Here is a 16,554-nt window from a genome sequence, read left to right as displayed (position 1 = left end):
TTATTATCGCTAAGACTTGAGGCTTTAGCCATAATTCAACACTACTTTATCTAAAAATTACGAACACTTCCGTTATGTTTGGGGAAATTAAACCTAACGTGTTTGTGTATGATTTCGTTGCGTGTTTCAGCAACTAAATTAGTAAACAAAAACGAACCAGAGGAAATTCCGAAGGAATTTCCAAGTAGGCGAGCACTAGCAATGAATTATACACGGTGTTGGCATGTCGTTTTTATTTTTACCAACTCAAACAGAAACTGTTTTCGCCACTTTCTCTGTCAATTTCCATTCCACCCGATTCTGCACCATAAGTCCAGTCCGCAAAGAATTGAAGTCTTATTGGTTCAGATTTATTCAAAATTTCCACTTTTCTTATATTCCAAATTCGAGTGTTTGCGTATTCTTTGGTATTCCGAGTATCAGTATCTAAAGTCCATTTGACTATTCCGTTTTCTTTTAAAGTCAGAATAGGTGATAGCGAATCAGTTCGATTATCCACTATCAATTTCCCATTATCAGATAAGTCAAATTCTAGTGCTGATTCAGATATTTTTATTGGGTCAATCATTACAGCATTAAATGGTCCGTCATCCATTCCGCAATCATCACCTAGCCATGAAAATGATAAAAAATCATAGACTTTATAGCAAAAGAATGCGAAAAATAGAACAGCAATAATGATTAAAATTCGTTTCAAATTTCCTTTCAGAGTTTTGGGTTTAAATGCATGCCAACTATTATATATACCAAACATAATCATTTTTGTACCGGTTAGCAAACAAATTTGGCGGTATATACCAACTTTTATTAAAGTTTGTATATATTTTATTTTTGGCAGGTTATCGCAACTTTTTAGTTTTTTAAAAGACATATTATCAACCTAATAAATTCCTATTACGGTTGTACAAAAAAACATTCTATATAAATAGGTTGTTAATAGATATACCTAGTTCATATTGCATCAATATTTTATTTAGTTAAGTTTTCTAGACAAATATCAACTAAATCATCACCATCATTAATATTAGATGATTCTATTAGCTTACTGCATATAATTTTAAATCCTTTAGTATTTAATTGACTACAAACATTTAACCATGCTTTATATTCAGATTTATCAGGATAAGCTATAATTTGCCTATTTTTAATTGGCAACAATAATGACTCTTTAAAATTAGATTTACTTCCTGTTGCCATCCATATATTAGAAGGAAATATAATACTCATTATTATTGCAGTTTTTTCACTTTCTACAATACAAATTGTTTTGTAGCTTTCTTGTTTTGTAATGCAGTGTAATCCAAATAAACACTGTTGTAATACAAAATCATTTAGATTTAGTTTTTTATGCATCCAATTAACATGATTATACGGTTTTTTAATCCTTTTGCCTGTATTACAATCATACAGCATTATTTTCCCTGCTCTAACTTTTCTATGATTATCAATTTGCCAGAACACCGTATCTCCTCTCCAATAATTTGTATTACCTATTTTGTATAATTCACTTACTCGTTTTATGTCTATAGGTACAAAATGTTGACGTAAATAGTTTATAAAATTATTTGTATTACAATTATTTATAGTTTGTAAAACAGAACTTGCTTTGTGATACGTTGGTTTATTAATAAATGTATTACCAGAAATTACAGAAGTTACACATTTATTGTTATTAGGTTTCTTAAAATAACCGCATTTACTTTCCCTATCACATCTACCATCAACTGCATTTATATAATGTTGATTTTGAGTATCAACATATCTTACAAAAGTTTTCTTATTACAATTTGGACAATAATATTTTTTACTTGATTTGTCAAGTTGATATTTAAAATTCATACACTTTTTTATGTTCGTACCACTCGTACTATTACAGGAGTACGAATGGTACGAGTTTTTCTTATTTTATTTTATTGAAATGATTTTCGATTAAAAATTCAATTGCATCATCTACTGTAAAATCTGGCAACTTCTTACGTTTGCTTTTTGTTATAGGTGAACTCTCTTTAATCTCTGGTAAACTACCTAGTAATTTATATAGCTTATTAAGCTCTTTTTTTGGAAGTGCTTTAGCAATATTATATACATCGGTAGCCTGCATTAAACTATAGGTTTAATTTTTTGCGACGTTTTCTTACAGTACTTTCACTAATGCCTAATTCTTCCCCAATTTTAACATTGCTTAACCCATCTTTAATTAGTTTAATCATTTTATCGTCTCTATCCTCAAGACTGCCTAAAACAGGTGATTTTAAATGAGACTTTTCCTCATCAAATTCAATAAAATTGAATGTTAGGAAATTGATGTTTTTCTCTATACTACACACAATTACATTACTAGAATGATATAATTGCTCTGTATTACGTTGTTTAATTTGTTTTAAATATCTGTAGTTATGAGTTTGAGAACTTTCACCAATTGCAAATGAACTGTCACAAAAATTCATCAACATTTTGCTCCCTGCTAAATCATTTTTTGTTAATGGTTTTGAATTATCACGCTTTGGAGTGTGAGATAGTACTAAAATTGAAATGGATGCACTTTTAGTTAGCTTTTTCAAAACCTTCATTAAATGCAAAGCATATTTAGCTTTCTCATTATCATTATTCAAATACGTTAAATTATCTATAATCAATACTTCAACCTCGTTATGATCGACAGTTTGTTCTAAAGTATCACATATATAATCTTCAATTGTATTACAACCTTTAGGAAGTGTTAATTCTGAATTTAACTCTGCACGTAAAAAATTATCACTAAAAGAATAGTGCTTAGTATAATCTAGAGAGTAGCGATTTTCTAATTGTTTATCTGATAGCTCAAAATCAAGATAAAGTACTTTTTTGGGTTTAGCTTCTAATTTAAAACCATAAATTGGCTTACCCTTACTCAAGCTATCAGCTATTTGTACTGCTAATATTGATTTACCTAAATTGGTATCTGCAAATAATATACATAGTTCATTTTCATACCAGAATTCACTAAATAGCATATTTGGTATTGGTCGTTTCTTTGCCTCTTCTATCCATTTTTTTGTCTTTTTAATAATAAGACAACCTTGAGTAGCTGCTGAAAGTTCTAATTTACTTTCGTTACTCTGAATATCATCAGCAATCTTTTGAATTGCTGAATCATTCATCGTCCTTAAAATTTTTATTAGTAACAGCCTCAGAAAGATCTAAATCACTTAAATTGATATAGAACACTTCTCGCTCCTCTTCTTCTAATAAGCCTCGCCTTCTTAAATTATGAATAATTATATCCCTTATGACTTTTGAAATGGATTCGTCATATTCTTCTGATAAAATTTCAAGCTGTTCTTTAACGTCACACGTTACTCTAAAATTGATTGTTGTTTTCATTTATACTTATATTAATTAATCATTTAATAGTTAAATGCTTATTAAAAAGTATATATCATTTAGCACTAGCTAATAAGATTTAACTAGTTGCAAATTGTGAAACATCTCAACTCTAAAAAAGGGAAAAAAAAGGGGAAATTTTGGGGAAATCCACTTATTTTTAGGGGAAATTTTTGATTTTTGGGGAATTTTATAATTTCTACATTCTAGAATTGAATTTCTGCCACTCTTTTTTTAGAGTTTCTTTTCTTTCTATGTGTTTTTTCGATGAAGAACTTGGTTCCTTAATTGTACCTATGTCTTCATTAAAATTATTATTAATTATCTGAGTAAATAAGTCAGCATTCGGCATTTGCAAATTAAGATCTTTTTTAAAAAAGTAAAATAAAGAAATATAAAATGCTCTATTCGTATTTTCTTGACTTTCAATTTGAGTCACGATAAATTTTATTAGCTCCAGTGATTCAAATTCGCTTTTATATTGTCCGTATATAATTTTTGCCTTTTCATTATTTTTTGATGAATCCTTAACTTCAAACAGAAACTTATCATTCAAGTATTTTAATATTCTTGAACCTATTTCAAAATCTATAATTTCTTGTAACCATGGATTTTCATCAAAAAAAGTAATATCAAAAAATTCTGTATTACCAACTAAATAATGATATATGGATTCTTTTTGGTTTCTTAACCTATCAATATATTTGTATTCCCTTTCCCTATCTATTAGTTCAAACCTATTTATGCCAATTTCTCCATGACGATTTTTCATTAAAGGAATATATTTTACATCTACAATTGTTTCGAAGATGTTTTTAAAGTCTTTAGAAGCGAACGTTTTAATTTTCTTATCTGTTAAGAGGTTTGTTTGTAAAACAAAGTCTTTTTTATACTTATAAACATCACTCTCAATAAGCCTAGAATAGTGTTGTAATAAAAAACACATATAATCTTTAGCTACATGCTTAGAGTAATTATAATTAGTTGTTTTTAATTTGTGTTTCTTTTTATAGAAGAGTTTAGATATACCTCTTTTTACTGAATCATTAGAAACTATAGAAGCACTAAAAGTTATTAGCTTCTTTTCTTTTAATAAGTTTACGATAGAATCTTCATCAAGATTTTTTATTTGTGCTTCGTCTAAGAAACCAAAATATTTAAGCTTCATTTATTTTAAAAGTTTTGAGTAGTCATCTGGTAAAACAGCATCTATATCTCTTAAATACTGTTCTAAAGCATTCATTGTTGCATGACCGGTTATTAACATTAATTTACTTTTTACTTCGTGAGGAGTAAATGTTTTGGCTAAGTTTTGATACATAATTGTTATATAGGTATGCCTAAAACTATACAATCCATAATTCTTACCTAAACCAAAATGGTCTTTTACTTTTTTAAATTTTTTAGTAAAATAATCACGTCTATTACTTTCATTCGTATCCCATTCACCTCCAATATTATTTGGTGTAAAAAGTAATAAGTCTGTTTTTTTACCATGTAAAATTTCTAATTCACTCAACAGAATATCAGGTATTATTTTAACCTTTACAGGCTTATTTTTAGCTCTAACATATAATTTTTTATCAACTAAATCTAAATCTCCTATTTTTAATCTACAAACCTCTATTGGTCTCAAGGTATTAAAGGCTATGAATTTGACAAACAAGCTTAAAATTGGATCTTCTTTATCTAAATAATCATGTATTTCTTTTAATTGACTTGTCTTATAGGTTTTGTTTCTTTCTGGAATAGCTTTTAATACATTAATTTTTTTTATAAAATTTTCTTGTATTACATCGTTATCTTCTAAAACTTGAAAAAGAGAAGATAAATCTGTTCTTGTATTATTTCTATTTCTAGGGCTTGAATTTTGTAATACAGTATTAAGGTATTCTATAACATGCTTTTTAGTAATTGTTGTAATACATTTTTGCATTTCAAAATTACTCTCAAGCAACCACTTTTTAAACCTATTTATTCGGCTTTTAAATTTAGGATAAGAATTTTCATTTAACACCTTATTTTTAGTGTCCAGCCCAAGTTTAAAAGCATCCTCAATATTTAATACAACAGTATTTTCTTCAGTTTCATTACTGTCTTGAATAGCTTCTAATCTAGTTGTACTTTTATTTTTACTGTTTGATTTGTTTTGAAGTTTTTGCTGAATATATTCTTCTAGTGATACATTTATATTATACGGACTAAAACCATCTTGTAGTACAATTTCTAATCCTTTCTTTAGCATTTTAAGCACATGGTACCTACTTTGCTTATCTTTATATTGATTAGCACCTCCTTTTATATTAGACTGCCTTACGAGCTTGCCAGATTTTGGATTTCTATAAGAATAATAAACATACCAATATTTAGACAACGCATCTTTTTGTTCTTTTTTGGACAGTTTAGACCACCGATGTATATCTACACCACCTGTATAAATTTTAGGTTTAGAATAGTTAAGCTTCATTGGGAAATCGTGTACGAAATCGTGTACTTTCTGTAAATGTAAGAAAATTGAAGACATAAAAAAACGGATTGTGAGACACAATCCGTTGATTTTATTAGCTTGAAGCTTAGTAGCGGGAACTGGACTCGAACCAGTGACCTTCGGGTTATGAGCCCGACGAGCTACCTACTGCTCTATCCCGCGATTTAATCTCTTAAATAATATACTTAGCTTTTAACTTTCGGTTCATAATGCCGACCAATTATTTAGGACTGCAAATATACAATCATTTTTAGATATAACAAGCATTTATTTAATAAAATTTACTGCTCAATATTTACCACCTCAAAACCAACAAGTTGAAACTCCTCAAACTGCGGTGTAACTTGAATTGGGTTACAACAAACCTCACAATCTTCTACATAAGTTTGTGTTCTAACACTACTATCTAAAAGCATTGATATGGTTTCCCAGCAATATGGACATTGAAAAAAATGCTCGTACATAAATGAATTATTATATTTATGTAAAAATAAAAAGAGTCAACTAAAATAGTTGACTCTTTAATTATATTTTAAGATTAATTTAGTCTCTCTCTACCACGTAAGTATCATTATAAGTTACTATTGAGTTTCTTAGGCTAGTTCTGTCTTCTACAACAGTAGCATATTCTACATCCATATTGTTGTCACTTACCATTAAGGTACTTAGGTTTTTTAATTGACTAAATTGTAATGGTAAATTTCCTGTTAATTTATTTTCAGAAAGAATTAATTCTTCTAAGTTTTCTAAATCTGTTAATTCTAAAGGAATATCTCCTGCTAAATTATTATCAATTAAACTTAATATTTTAAGATTAGATAATGAACCTAATTCTGATGGGATAACTCCTGTTAAAAAGTTACTTCCTAATTGTAATTCTTTTAAATTTTCAAGATTAGCTAAAGCTGTTGGAATCTCACCAGTAAAACTATTACTATATAAAGCTAAAACTTCAAGGTTTTTTAATTTTCCTAAACTTGCTGGAATTGATCCTTCAAATTTATTTAAAAACAACTCTAAAGATTTTAAGTTTTTTAAGTTTGAAATACTATTTGGTAATGCTCCAGTTAATTTATTAAAACCAAAGTTAATTGCTTTTAGGTTAGTTAAGTTTCCTAATTCTTGAGGTAATGTTCCTGTTAAGTTATTGAAAGATAAATTTAATGCTACAACTTTATCATTTTCAACAGTTACACCATGCCAGTTAGAAACTGCTTTATTTAAATCCCATTTTTTAGTCCATTGCTCACCATTAGTTGAAGTATGCAAAGCTAACAATGCTTCTTTTTCTGTTTGAGAAATACTTGCAAAACTTAATAAAGTTGCAAATAAGAAGATTATTGTAAGATTTAAAGTTTTCATAATGGTTTAGTTTTTGGAACTAATTATGATGTAAATATATGACAATGTACCATTTAATGCAATTTTTTTCGATGAAATGCATGTTTGAATTCTAATAAATAGCAACAAAACACTTTTAACGGTTTTTTTTATCGTTAAAATGTCGTGTTTAGTAATTCACCACTAAGTTGTAGTAACTGTAATTCTGAAAGCTTTGCAGAAAATTTAGCTTGGTTTCTACTCAATTCTGTGTTTAATAAATTAAGTTGTGCTTGCCTGAATTCTATAGAGTTAATTTGCCCGATTTTAAATTTTTCACGTGTTCTGTCGAAATTATTTTGGGCGGTAATAATATTTTTTTCTTGAATATTATATATCTCTAATTTATTAATAAAATTATCCCAAGCATTATTAAAATCACGTTCTATAGAGAGTAAGATATCTTCTCTAAGTAATTTTTGAGTTTCAAGATTAATTTTAGCATTTTTAACTCTAGTTATTGTAGAACCTCCATCAAACAAATTCCAGCTTAAATTTAAACCACCAGACAAACCTGTGTTTGTTGATACTGCCACAAATGATGCTGCATTATTATTACTTCTATTCCAACCATAACTACCTACTAAACCTAAGGTTGGTAGATAAGCAGATTTCCCAGAGTTTATGTCTAACTCACTAATTAATATACTTTTTTCTGTTTGAAGTAAAGCTACATTTCGCTCTTTTGCTTTTTTAAATAAACTGTCTTTTTGAAATTTTAAGGTAAAATTCACTTCGGTTTCTACATTAAAATTATCTATGTATGATTCACCTAAAACAACTTTTAAATCACGTTTTGCGTTTTTTAATTCCTGCTTCGCATTTATAATATTAATACTATCGTTATTAATATCTACTTCAGCATTTAAGACTTCTAACTTTGTGTTTTGCCCATATTCAAATTGATATTTGGAACGTGTTAAACGGTCTTTTGTAATGTTTAAAGTTTCTTGTAAAGCTTCTAAATTTAGTGATAATTGCGCTACATTGTAGTATACAGAAAACATTTGAATTATTGTATTTTCTATAGTTTCCCTTGCTTGCAACTCTGTTAATTGATGTTGCTCTTTTAAGCGTTTGTAATTGTAACTACGCCCAAAACCATCAAATAATGTATAGTTTAAAGTTAATCCTGCATTATAGCGAGAACTTTCGGCGCCATTTAATGTTGTTGTTGAACCGTCTGAAAATTCTGCTTCGGTATTATCTATATTATAGGTTGCTCCTGCATTTGCTGTTAATGTTGGTAGATAACCAGAGTTTAATATACTCGCATTATTTTGGGCTACTTCCACATCGTTTTTTACAACTTTTACACCGTAATTATTATCTAAAGCTTTAGCTATTGCTTCGGTTTTAGTTAATAATTCTTGTGAAAAACTACTAACACAAAACAAAAAACTTATGGCTAATAAAAATTGAAATTTAGTGTTCATTTTCTTCTTTTTGTTCTATAATTGCTCTTTCAACTTCTTCTCTAGTAACGTCTTTTCCTGTTACTAACCATTTACTATTCTTTTTAAAACTATTACTAAATGATAAAAATAACGGAAGTACTAATAAGGTTAATACTGTGGCATAACCAATACCGTAAGATATTGAAATTGCCATTGGTTTTAAAAATTGTGCTTGTCGGCTTTTTTCTAATAATAATGGTGCAAGACCAGCAATGGTAGTTAGAGAGGTTAAAAATATGGCTCTAAATCTTGACTTTCCAGCTTCAGATATTGCCATATCAAACGTCATACCTTCACGTAAATTACTATTAAACTTTCCTATTAAAACTAAACCATCGTTTACCATTATTCCTATTAAAGCAATAATTCCTAAAAGTGATAAAATATTTAAAGGAAATCCAGAAATCCAATGTCCCCAAGCTACTGCTGTAATACTAAATGGTATTAATAGTATTAGTAAAAGTGGTTGCGAATAGCTTCTAAAAGTAAATGCAATTGTAATATAAATGAGCAATAAAATTATTGGTCCCGCAACTCCTAAAGAACTTGAAAGCTTGTTGAATTCTCTATTTTGGCCTTCGAATGATGCATTAATTGTTGGGTATTTAGATTTTAATTGCGGTATGAAATTAGTTTTTATATCATCTAAAATATCGGTATTACTAGTACTTGGATCTTTTAAATCTGCATATACTTGAATTTCACGTTTACCTTCTAAGTGATTTATTGCAACATCTCCTCTAACTATGCTATAATTTGCGATGTCTTTAAGTGTTACGCGCTCACCTGTTGGTGTTAAAATACGCATAGCATCTAAATCGTTTATAGAATTACGGTTGTTTTTATCATAACGTACCCAAACTCTAATTTCGTCTTGACCACGTTGAAAACGTTGTGCTTGAGCACCAAAGAAACCAGAACGCACTTGTGCCATTACTGTTCTCAAGTCTAACCCTAATAGGTATGCGCTTTCTTTAAGTTCTAGTCTTATTTCTTTAATTCCTACTGGGTCGTTATCTCCAATATCTTTTAATAAAGGATTAGATTCTAAGTGTTTTTTTAAATCGGCTTTAGAGGCTTTTAACTCTTCTATATTATTACTTAAAAGTGATACAGAAACTGGACTTCCGCCAAAATTACCTCCTGAACCATAAATTAAACGTTCTGGACCAATTACTGGACCAACTAATTCTTCTAGTCTTTTAGTAATTAAAAATGCCTGAATAGCATCTGGACGTTCTTCTCCAGGTAATAAATTTATACGTAATGAGGCACTTGAACTACTACTAATATTTACAATTGTATTCTCGAATAATTGTTTTCCTGTTCCTTTTAAATATTTATCTGTAAGTTCTTGATTTACAATAAAAGATTTCTCTTCTATCATAGATATTATAGAATCTGTGATTTTCACATTTGTTCCTGCTGGCATAACCAATTCTATATTTGCAGAATCACTAGCTATACGCGGAAAAAATGCAGTACCTATAATACCACCACCAATAGAACCAAATGTTAAAATAAGTAGTGATACAAAAATACCTAATGATAAAATTTTAAAACTTAGTACAAAATTTAAAACCGGTGTATATACCTTATCTCTAAGGTAATTCATGAACTTATCTCCGGCTTTATTTATATTTCGCATTATAGAGAAAAAGCCTTTAGATTTTTTAGCATTTAATTCTTCCTTTTTAATACGTAGTGCTTTTGAGTGTGCTAAATGCGCAGGTAAAATTATTAATGCCTCTATTAAAGATACTACTAGTGTTAATATTACAATTACAGAAACCTCACTAAAAAACTCACCTATTCTACTATCTAAAAAGAAAAACAAAGAAAAGGCTAATAAGGTTGTGATTATAGCTGAAACTACTGGTGGAATAACTTCTAAAGTTCCATCTATTGCAGCTTGAACTGGACTTTTTCCTTTTTCGTAATGCTGATAAATGTTTTCGGCAATTACAATACCATCATCTACAAGAATACCAATAACTATAATCATCCCGAAAAGGGATAATACATTTATTGTTACATCAAACTGTCCAGCAAATACAAACATTCCTAAAAACGATACTGGCAAACCAAATGCCACCCAAAGTGCCAAACGTGTGTTTAAGAAAATAGATAAGAAAATTAATACCAATAACATACCAACTATTGCATTTTCTGCTAGTAATTGAGTACGTTGGTTTAAGGTTATAGATAAATCTCTAACAACATCTAGTCTTACATTGTCATACTTTTGGTTATAACTTTCTATGTATTCTTTTACTTTATCTGCTGAAGAAATAAGGTCTTCATTATTAGTACTTGTTATAGAAATATTTACCGCTAATTCTTGATTAAAATATGTTGCATTTGGCGTTTCGGAAAAACGATCTCTAATTGTTGCAACATCTTTTAGTCTAACAACTTTACCATCTGTAGTTGCTTTTACAATAATATTAGAAAGTTCACTACCGTAATATTGTTTGTTATTTGCTCTAATTAAATATTCTTCGGCTTCAGTTTTAACATTACCACCAGTTACTAAAATATTTGCATTTGCAACCGCTTGAGAAACATCACTAAATGTAATGTTATAAGCTAAAAGACTGTTTTCATTAACTGCAATTTCTATTTCTTCATCTGGAAATCCAGAGATTTCAATTTGTGAAATACCGTCTAACGTCCGTAAATCTGTTTCAACTTGTCGTGCTAACTGTTTTAATGTTACTAAAGGAATGTCTTTACCACTTAGCGCAAAAGAAATAGTTTCTCTAACAGCTTCTTGTTTAGATACTACTAAAGGTTCCATACCTGTTGGAAAAGAAGGCACTCTATCTACTGCATTTTTAACTTCAAGCAGCATAAAATCTAAGCTTTCTCCTTTTTCAATTTCTACAGTTATGCTTCCGCTATTTTCTCTAGATACAGAGGTAACACGATCTACACCTTTTAATCCTTTTAAATTATCTTCTATTTGAAGTACAATTCCTTCTTCTATCTCTAATGGTGAAGCTCCAGGATATGTAATTGAAACATTAATTATTTTTGATTCTGTTAAAGGAAAGAAAGATGATTTTAAAGATAATGCACCTATTACTCCAAATACAAAAAAAGCAAGAATGATAACGTTTACTGCAACGTGATACCTAATAAAGTATTCAATTATTTTTTTCATTATTGAACGGTTTCGTTAGCAGTTGTATTACTGTTTGCTGGAGACACTCGCATACCTGCATAAGCTCCTGGCACTGGCTTTTTTAATAAAATAGTGCCATTTGGAATATTTTTTAAAATCACTTTTTCGTTAGAAAAATGGACAGGTTTTACTTTTATCACATCTAGCAAACTATCATTTATTACATACACTTCTTGACTATCTAATAATAGGTTTCTATCAATTTCTATTGCATTTTCTACTTTTTCTGCATCTAAATTAGCTTCTAAGTACATGCCTTCTTTTAAGTCTTTATCTTTAACTTCTATATAAACAGTTATAGTTTGTGTTGTAGCGTCTATACTTCCATTAATTCTTGAGACTTTTCCTGAGTAGGTTTTTGTTTTATCTAAGTTATTTAAACTTACATTTTCTCCTACTTTTAAAACATCTGCAAAAGATTTGCTAATAGCAACTTCCATTTCGTAAACAGATGGATTTATAAACTCTCCTAGTTTTTGACCGTTTCGCACCAGTGTACCTTCAGTCACTAAAGCTTCGGTTAATATTCCAGAAAATGGTGCTGTAATTCTATATTTAGCTAAACGCTGTTCTAAGTTTTTTACATTATAATAAGCACTTATAATACCGCGACCTGTTATAAAATAATTTTCTTTCTCGTTTGATACTTCTGGTAATTTTGGAGTGGTTTTATTTAAATCGAAATTATTTAAATAGGTTTGCCATTTTTGGTAAACATCTTTAAAGTCTAATCTTAAATCTGGCATTATTGCTGCAATACTATTATATAAATTGCTTTTTGCAGATTGTACACTCGCGTAATATTCTGCGGCATCAAGACTTATTAAAGTTTCTCCTCTATTATACTCTTGACCAGGTTTAAAAAGTTTTCTACCAGATTTAAATATGCCTTGAACTTCAGAATATAATTCTACTCTTTGCTTTGCGGTAAGGTTTCCGTTGGCAGAAATTACAATTGGTACTGTAGTGTTTTTAACAGTGTCTATTAATACTGTTTTTACTACTTTTGGTACTACAGGTTTTGGTTTGTTTTTGTTTGCTATTAAACTTTTAGCAAAGAAATAAGAAACGATAATTAGTGCAATACCAATTATTATAAGGATAATTTTGCGCATTTGGTTGACGGTTAAAATACTTAGACTACAAATCTAGCCTATAGTTTAGTCTAACAATCTTAAAAAAATCTTAAAAAGCTTACGCGTACTCTTCTAGTTCTATTGTAATAGTTTCCCAAGTATCCATTAACCTAGCTAGTTCATCTTTTTTAGCTTGATATTTATCAAAAAAGTCTGGTTTTGCTACGGTTTCGTCATAATTAGTAGCTAATTCTACATCTATTTCTTTTATCTCTTTTTCTAGCTGGTTTATTTTAGATTCTGTATTACTTAGCTTGTTATTTAAAGATTTTAGTTTTTTCTGCTCCTCGTAGCTTTGTTTTTTAGTTTCTTTTGGTTGTTCTTTAACTACAGTTCGCTTTTCTACTTCGCGTAAACTATCTACTTTTCGTTTTTCCAGATAATAATCTATATCTCCAAGATATTTTTTTAGTTTTTCATCTTTAAATTCATAGACTGTAGAGGTTAAACCTTGAAGAAAATCACGATCGTGAGATACTAATATTAATGTTCCTTCGAAACGCTGAAGTGCTTCTTTTAAAACATTTTTAGATTTTATATCTAAGTGATTTGTAGGCTCATCCATAATTAACACATTAAATGGCTGTAGCATTAATTTTGCCAACGCTAAACGATTACGCTCACCACCAGAAAGTACACGAACATATTTCTCTGCCTCTTCACCTCTAAATAAAAATGATCCTAAAATGTCTCTAACTTTACTTCTGTTAGTTTCATTTGCCGCATCTATCATGGTATCTAAAACGGTTTTATTACCATCAAGATATTCGGCTTGATTTTGTGCGAAATATCCAATTTGAACGTTATGTCCAAGTTTTAAATTACCCTTATGCTCTAAATCGCCAACTAATATTTTAGCTAGTGTACTTTTTCCTTGTCCGTTTTGACCAACAAAAGCTGTTTTAGCATCTCGCTCAATCATTAAACTTACACTTGATAGCACTTGTTTTTCACCATAACTTTTAGATATATTGTTTGCCTCTACTACAACTTTTCCTGGTGTTATTGATACAGGAAAATTTAAGGTCATAACGCTATTATCATCTTCATCTACCTCAATTCTATCTATTTTATCTAATTTTTTAATAAGTGATTGAGCCATTGTTGCTTTTGAAGCTTTTGCTCTAAACTTTTCAATTAGTTTTTCGGTTTGTTCTATTTGCTTTTGCTGGTTTTTTTGAGATGCTAGTTGTTGTGTTCTAATCTCTTCTCTTAATACCAAGTACTTTGTGTAAGGTTTTGGGTAATCGTAAATACGTCCAAGAGATATTTCTATAGTACGATTTGTAACGTTATCTAAAAACATTTTATCGTGGCTTACAATAGCGACTGCTCCAGTATAACTTTTTAAGAAACCTTCTAACCAGATTATAGATTCTATATCTAAATGGTTTGTTGGCTCATCAAGCAATAAAACATCATTATTTTGAAGTAGTAATTTTGCTAATTCTATTCGCATTCGCCATCCGCCAGAAAAAGTATCTGTAAGTTTATTAAAATCTTCACGCTTAAAACCTAAACCTTGAAGAATTTTTTCTGTATCACCTTGATAATTATAACCTCCTATAATTTCGTACTGGTGTTGTACTTCGTTTAAATCAATCATTAATTGATTATAACTTTCACTTTCGTAATCTGTACGCTCTGCTAGTTGCTGGTTTATCGTTTCCATTTTAGCTTCTAGTGCTTTAATTTCTGTAAAAGCTTCGTAAGATTCTTCTAAAACAGTTCTACCAAATACAAAGTCTATATCTTGTTTTAAAAATCCAATTTTTAGCTCTTTATCTGCGGCTATTTGCCCAGAGTCTGGTTCTAGCTCTTTAGATAATATTTTAAGCATTGTAGATTTTCCTGCTCCATTTTTACCTATTAAGCCCACGCGATCACCATTACCTAATTTAAAAGTAATGTCTTCGAATAAATATTCGCCTTGAAATGAAATAGATAAATTATGGATATTGAGCATGGAATTGTAACCTTTGTTACACAAAATTAATTACTATAGTTTAACTTTGTGTTATTGTTTAATGATTGCAAAAGTACATAAATTATATGTTTAAAAAAGGATCTAAACTTTACGGAATTTTTACTGGTAAGTGCCCAAAGTGTCACGAAGAGTCTATGTATAAAAACCCAAACCCTTATGCTGTTTTGCAATTGTTTGAAATGCATGAAAATTGTAGTAACTGCAATACAAAGTATAAAATTGAACCGTCTTTTTTCTATGGTTCTATGTATGTAAGCTACGGTGTTGGTATTGCTTTTGCTGTTGCTGCTTTTATTATTAGCTATTTGTTTTTAAATAGTTCTTTAAACGTTGCTTTAATTGCAATTGTAGTTTCTCAAATTATATTATATCCAATTATTGTTAGATTATCGCGTAATATCTGGATAAATATTTTTATGAGCTATGATAAAAAGCTAGCTAAAAAAAATAATATTAAGCAAAACGACTGATATCTATAACTGGATCTAAAGCTGTATTAAATTCTATAAATTCAAAAAGTTGCTTTGCAACATAAGGCCCAATCATAACACCACGTGTGCCTAAGCCGTTTAATACATGTATTTTTTTATGTGTTTTGTGAGTACCTACTAATGGTCTTCTGTCTTTTACTGTTGGCCTTACTCCCGCTACTTGATTTACAACTTCAAATCCACAATTAATTATAGTTTTGAGCTTTGTTAAAAGTTCTACTCTTGCTTTCTCTGTAACGGTATTGTCTTTGTTATCTCTCTCGTATGTTGAACCCACACGATATATATCTTCTCCTAAAGGAATTATAAAAACACTAGATTTTAAAACAAAGTCTAAATTTAAATCTGGAGCTTTAATTGTAACTAATTCTCCTTTACTTCCTATTAGTGGTAATTGATTAAAATAAGGGTTTTGTTTTAATCCATAACCTTCAGCAAAAATAACATGTTTAGCTTTTACAAAATTATAAACAATAAACTCATCTTCTTCTTGTAAATTATTATAGTGAAAAGCTTGTTCTTTTAGTAAGTTTTTAGATTTTAAAAAATTTTTATATTCTAAAATTAAACGCTTAGTATCTATTCTTCCAGTTTCTAAAACTTCACCAAAACCAAAATTAGCGTCTATGTTTTTGTTAGTGTTTTTATTAATAGTGGTTGACATATACGTTGATAAATCTTCTCTGTCTGATCTTGCAAACCAATTATTCTGCTCTTCTAAGGAAGTAAACCTTCTTTTTACTGAAACTTTATAATCGAATTTTTTATTTAATCGTTTCTCAATTTCATTATACATAGGAATAGCTAAAGCTAATTGCTTTTTACTTTCCCAAACAGGTGTAAAACGTTTTAAAGTAACTGGATTATATAAACCACCAGCTACAGTTGAAGATTGTTGTGAGCTATTATCAAAAACAACAAAAGATTTTTTATTTGCAATTAATTGCTCACAAAAAGCAATACCTGCTAATCCACAACCAACAATTATATAATCTACTTTCATACTGCGAAGATATTGTTTTATATAACAAAAAACGCTCACTAAAAAGTGAGCGTTTAAATTTT

At 29.2% G+C, this 16,554-nt stretch carries 15 protein-coding genes and 1 tRNA gene; 1 reads left to right on the top strand and 15 read right to left on the bottom strand.

Features of this window, described 5'->3' with window-relative positions; translation table 11 throughout:
• Nucleotides 1–238 precede the first annotated feature (238 nt).
• From BM549_RS08685 to BM549_RS08620, 14 genes are all read right to left on the bottom strand, one after another.
• Nucleotides 239–871: a hypothetical protein gene (locus BM549_RS08685; protein WP_290469913.1), complete on the bottom strand. Its 633-nt coding sequence runs from the start codon at nucleotides 869–871 to the stop codon at nucleotides 239–241.
• 98 nt (nucleotides 872–969) lie between these two features.
• The gene (locus tag BM549_RS08680) at nucleotides 970–1,839 is read right to left on the bottom strand and encodes a DUF6371 domain-containing protein (protein WP_290469912.1); all 870 of its coding nucleotides are present in this window, start codon (nucleotides 1,837–1,839) and stop codon (nucleotides 970–972) included.
• A gap of 61 nt (nucleotides 1,840–1,900) precedes the next feature.
• Nucleotides 1,901–2,101 carry a hypothetical protein gene (locus BM549_RS08675; protein WP_290469911.1) on the bottom strand — a complete coding sequence of 67 codons (201 nt, stop codon included), beginning with the start codon at nucleotides 2,099–2,101 and terminating at the stop codon, nucleotides 1,901–1,903.
• A 4-nt stretch (nucleotides 2,102–2,105) separates the two neighbouring features.
• Nucleotides 2,106–3,140: an AAA family ATPase gene (locus tag BM549_RS08670; protein ID WP_290469910.1), complete on the bottom strand. Its 1,035-nt coding sequence runs from the start codon at nucleotides 3,138–3,140 to the stop codon at nucleotides 2,106–2,108.
• Nucleotides 3,133–3,363: a hypothetical protein gene (locus tag BM549_RS08665; protein WP_290469909.1), complete on the bottom strand. Its 231-nt coding sequence runs from the start codon at nucleotides 3,361–3,363 to the stop codon at nucleotides 3,133–3,135. Before BM549_RS08665 ends, BM549_RS08670 begins: the two co-directional genes overlap by 8 nt.
• 199 nt (nucleotides 3,364–3,562) lie before the next feature.
• Nucleotides 3,563–4,531 (bottom strand): hypothetical protein, encoded by a 969-nt coding sequence (locus BM549_RS08660; protein ID WP_013870180.1) that lies wholly within the window; start codon nucleotides 4,529–4,531, stop codon nucleotides 3,563–3,565.
• The gene (locus BM549_RS08655; protein ID WP_290469908.1) at nucleotides 4,532–5,887 is read right to left on the bottom strand and encodes a site-specific integrase; all 1,356 of its coding nucleotides are present in this window, start codon (nucleotides 5,885–5,887) and stop codon (nucleotides 4,532–4,534) included. It lies immediately after the preceding gene.
• A 53-nt stretch (nucleotides 5,888–5,940) separates the two neighbouring features.
• Nucleotides 5,941–6,013: transfer RNA gene (locus tag BM549_RS08650), tRNA-Met, on the bottom strand.
• Between the two features lie 119 nt (nucleotides 6,014–6,132).
• The gene (locus BM549_RS08645; protein WP_290469907.1) at nucleotides 6,133–6,315 is read right to left on the bottom strand and encodes a CPXCG motif-containing cysteine-rich protein; all 183 of its coding nucleotides are present in this window, start codon (nucleotides 6,313–6,315) and stop codon (nucleotides 6,133–6,135) included.
• Nucleotides 6,316–6,394: 79 nt separating this feature from the next.
• Nucleotides 6,395–7,213, bottom strand: coding sequence for a Two component regulator three Y domain protein (locus BM549_RS08640; protein WP_290469906.1), 819 nt, complete (start codon nucleotides 7,211–7,213; stop codon nucleotides 6,395–6,397).
• A 134-nt stretch (nucleotides 7,214–7,347) separates the two neighbouring features.
• Nucleotides 7,348–8,667: a TolC family protein gene (locus BM549_RS08635; RefSeq protein WP_290469905.1), complete on the bottom strand. Its 1,320-nt coding sequence runs from the start codon at nucleotides 8,665–8,667 to the stop codon at nucleotides 7,348–7,350.
• Entirely contained in the window at nucleotides 8,657–11,854 is a 3,198-nt protein-coding gene (locus tag BM549_RS08630; protein ID WP_290469904.1) for an efflux RND transporter permease subunit, read from the bottom strand. The genes BM549_RS08635 and BM549_RS08630 overlap by 11 nt, the downstream gene beginning before the upstream one ends.
• Nucleotides 11,854–12,990: an HlyD family efflux transporter periplasmic adaptor subunit gene (locus BM549_RS08625; RefSeq protein ID WP_290469903.1), complete on the bottom strand. Its 1,137-nt coding sequence runs from the start codon at nucleotides 12,988–12,990 to the stop codon at nucleotides 11,854–11,856. The genes BM549_RS08630 and BM549_RS08625 overlap by 1 nt, the downstream gene beginning before the upstream one ends.
• A gap of 79 nt (nucleotides 12,991–13,069) precedes the next feature.
• The gene (locus BM549_RS08620; protein ID WP_290469902.1) at nucleotides 13,070–14,977 is read right to left on the bottom strand and encodes an ABC-F family ATP-binding cassette domain-containing protein; all 1,908 of its coding nucleotides are present in this window, start codon (nucleotides 14,975–14,977) and stop codon (nucleotides 13,070–13,072) included.
• A gap of 86 nt (nucleotides 14,978–15,063) precedes the next feature.
• Here BM549_RS08620 and BM549_RS08615 point away from each other — a divergent pair, with 86 nt between their 5' ends.
• Nucleotides 15,064–15,468 (top strand): DUF983 domain-containing protein, encoded by a 405-nt coding sequence (locus BM549_RS08615; RefSeq protein WP_290469901.1) that lies wholly within the window; start codon nucleotides 15,064–15,066, stop codon nucleotides 15,466–15,468.
• Here BM549_RS08615 and BM549_RS08610 read toward each other — a convergent pair.
• Nucleotides 15,452–16,492, bottom strand: a complete 1,041-nt coding sequence (locus tag BM549_RS08610) for an FAD-binding oxidoreductase (protein WP_290469900.1) — start codon at nucleotides 16,490–16,492, stop codon at nucleotides 15,452–15,454. The two genes, BM549_RS08615 and BM549_RS08610, sit on opposite strands and share 17 nt — an antisense overlap.
• Nucleotides 16,493–16,554 lie beyond the last annotated feature (62 nt).

The organism is Lacinutrix sp. MedPE-SW, assembly GCF_001874145.1.
Classification (GTDB): domain Bacteria; phylum Bacteroidota; class Bacteroidia; order Flavobacteriales; family Flavobacteriaceae; genus Lacinutrix.
This window is presented reverse-complemented; position numbering and strand designations above follow the sequence as displayed.

Coding starts and splice junctions, on each gene's coding strand:
- BM549_RS08630 (WP_290469904.1), bottom strand. CDS start 11,854: ATGAAAAAAATAATTGAATACTTTATTAGGTATCACGTTGCAGTAAAC.
- BM549_RS08645 (WP_290469907.1), bottom strand. CDS start 6,315: ATGTACGAGCATTTTTTTCAATGTCCATATTGCTGGGAAACCATATCA.
- BM549_RS08660 (WP_013870180.1), bottom strand. CDS start 4,531: ATGAAGCTTAAATATTTTGGTTTCTTAGACGAAGCACAAATAAAAAAT.
- BM549_RS08625 (WP_290469903.1), bottom strand. CDS start 12,990: ATGCGCAAAATTATCCTTATAATAATTGGTATTGCACTAATTATCGTT.
- BM549_RS08620 (WP_290469902.1), bottom strand. CDS start 14,977: ATGCTCAATATCCATAATTTATCTATTTCATTTCAAGGCGAATATTTA.
- BM549_RS08670 (WP_290469910.1), bottom strand. CDS start 3,140: ATGAATGATTCAGCAATTCAAAAGATTGCTGATGATATTCAGAGTAAC.
- BM549_RS08685 (WP_290469913.1), bottom strand. CDS start 871: ATGTCTTTTAAAAAACTAAAAAGTTGCGATAACCTGCCAAAAATAAAA.
- BM549_RS08655 (WP_290469908.1), bottom strand. CDS start 5,887: ATGTCTTCAATTTTCTTACATTTACAGAAAGTACACGATTTCGTACAC.
- BM549_RS08675 (WP_290469911.1), bottom strand. CDS start 2,101: ATGCAGGCTACCGATGTATATAATATTGCTAAAGCACTTCCAAAAAAA.
- BM549_RS08640 (WP_290469906.1), bottom strand. CDS start 7,213: ATGAAAACTTTAAATCTTACAATAATCTTCTTATTTGCAACTTTATTA.
- BM549_RS08615 (WP_290469901.1), top strand. CDS start 15,064: ATGTTTAAAAAAGGATCTAAACTTTACGGAATTTTTACTGGTAAGTGC.
- BM549_RS08635 (WP_290469905.1), bottom strand. CDS start 8,667: ATGAACACTAAATTTCAATTTTTATTAGCCATAAGTTTTTTGTTTTGT.
- BM549_RS08610 (WP_290469900.1), bottom strand. CDS start 16,492: ATGAAAGTAGATTATATAATTGTTGGTTGTGGATTAGCAGGTATTGCT.
- BM549_RS08665 (WP_290469909.1), bottom strand. CDS start 3,363: ATGAAAACAACAATCAATTTTAGAGTAACGTGTGACGTTAAAGAACAG.
- BM549_RS08680 (WP_290469912.1), bottom strand. CDS start 1,839: ATGAATTTTAAATATCAACTTGACAAATCAAGTAAAAAATATTATTGT.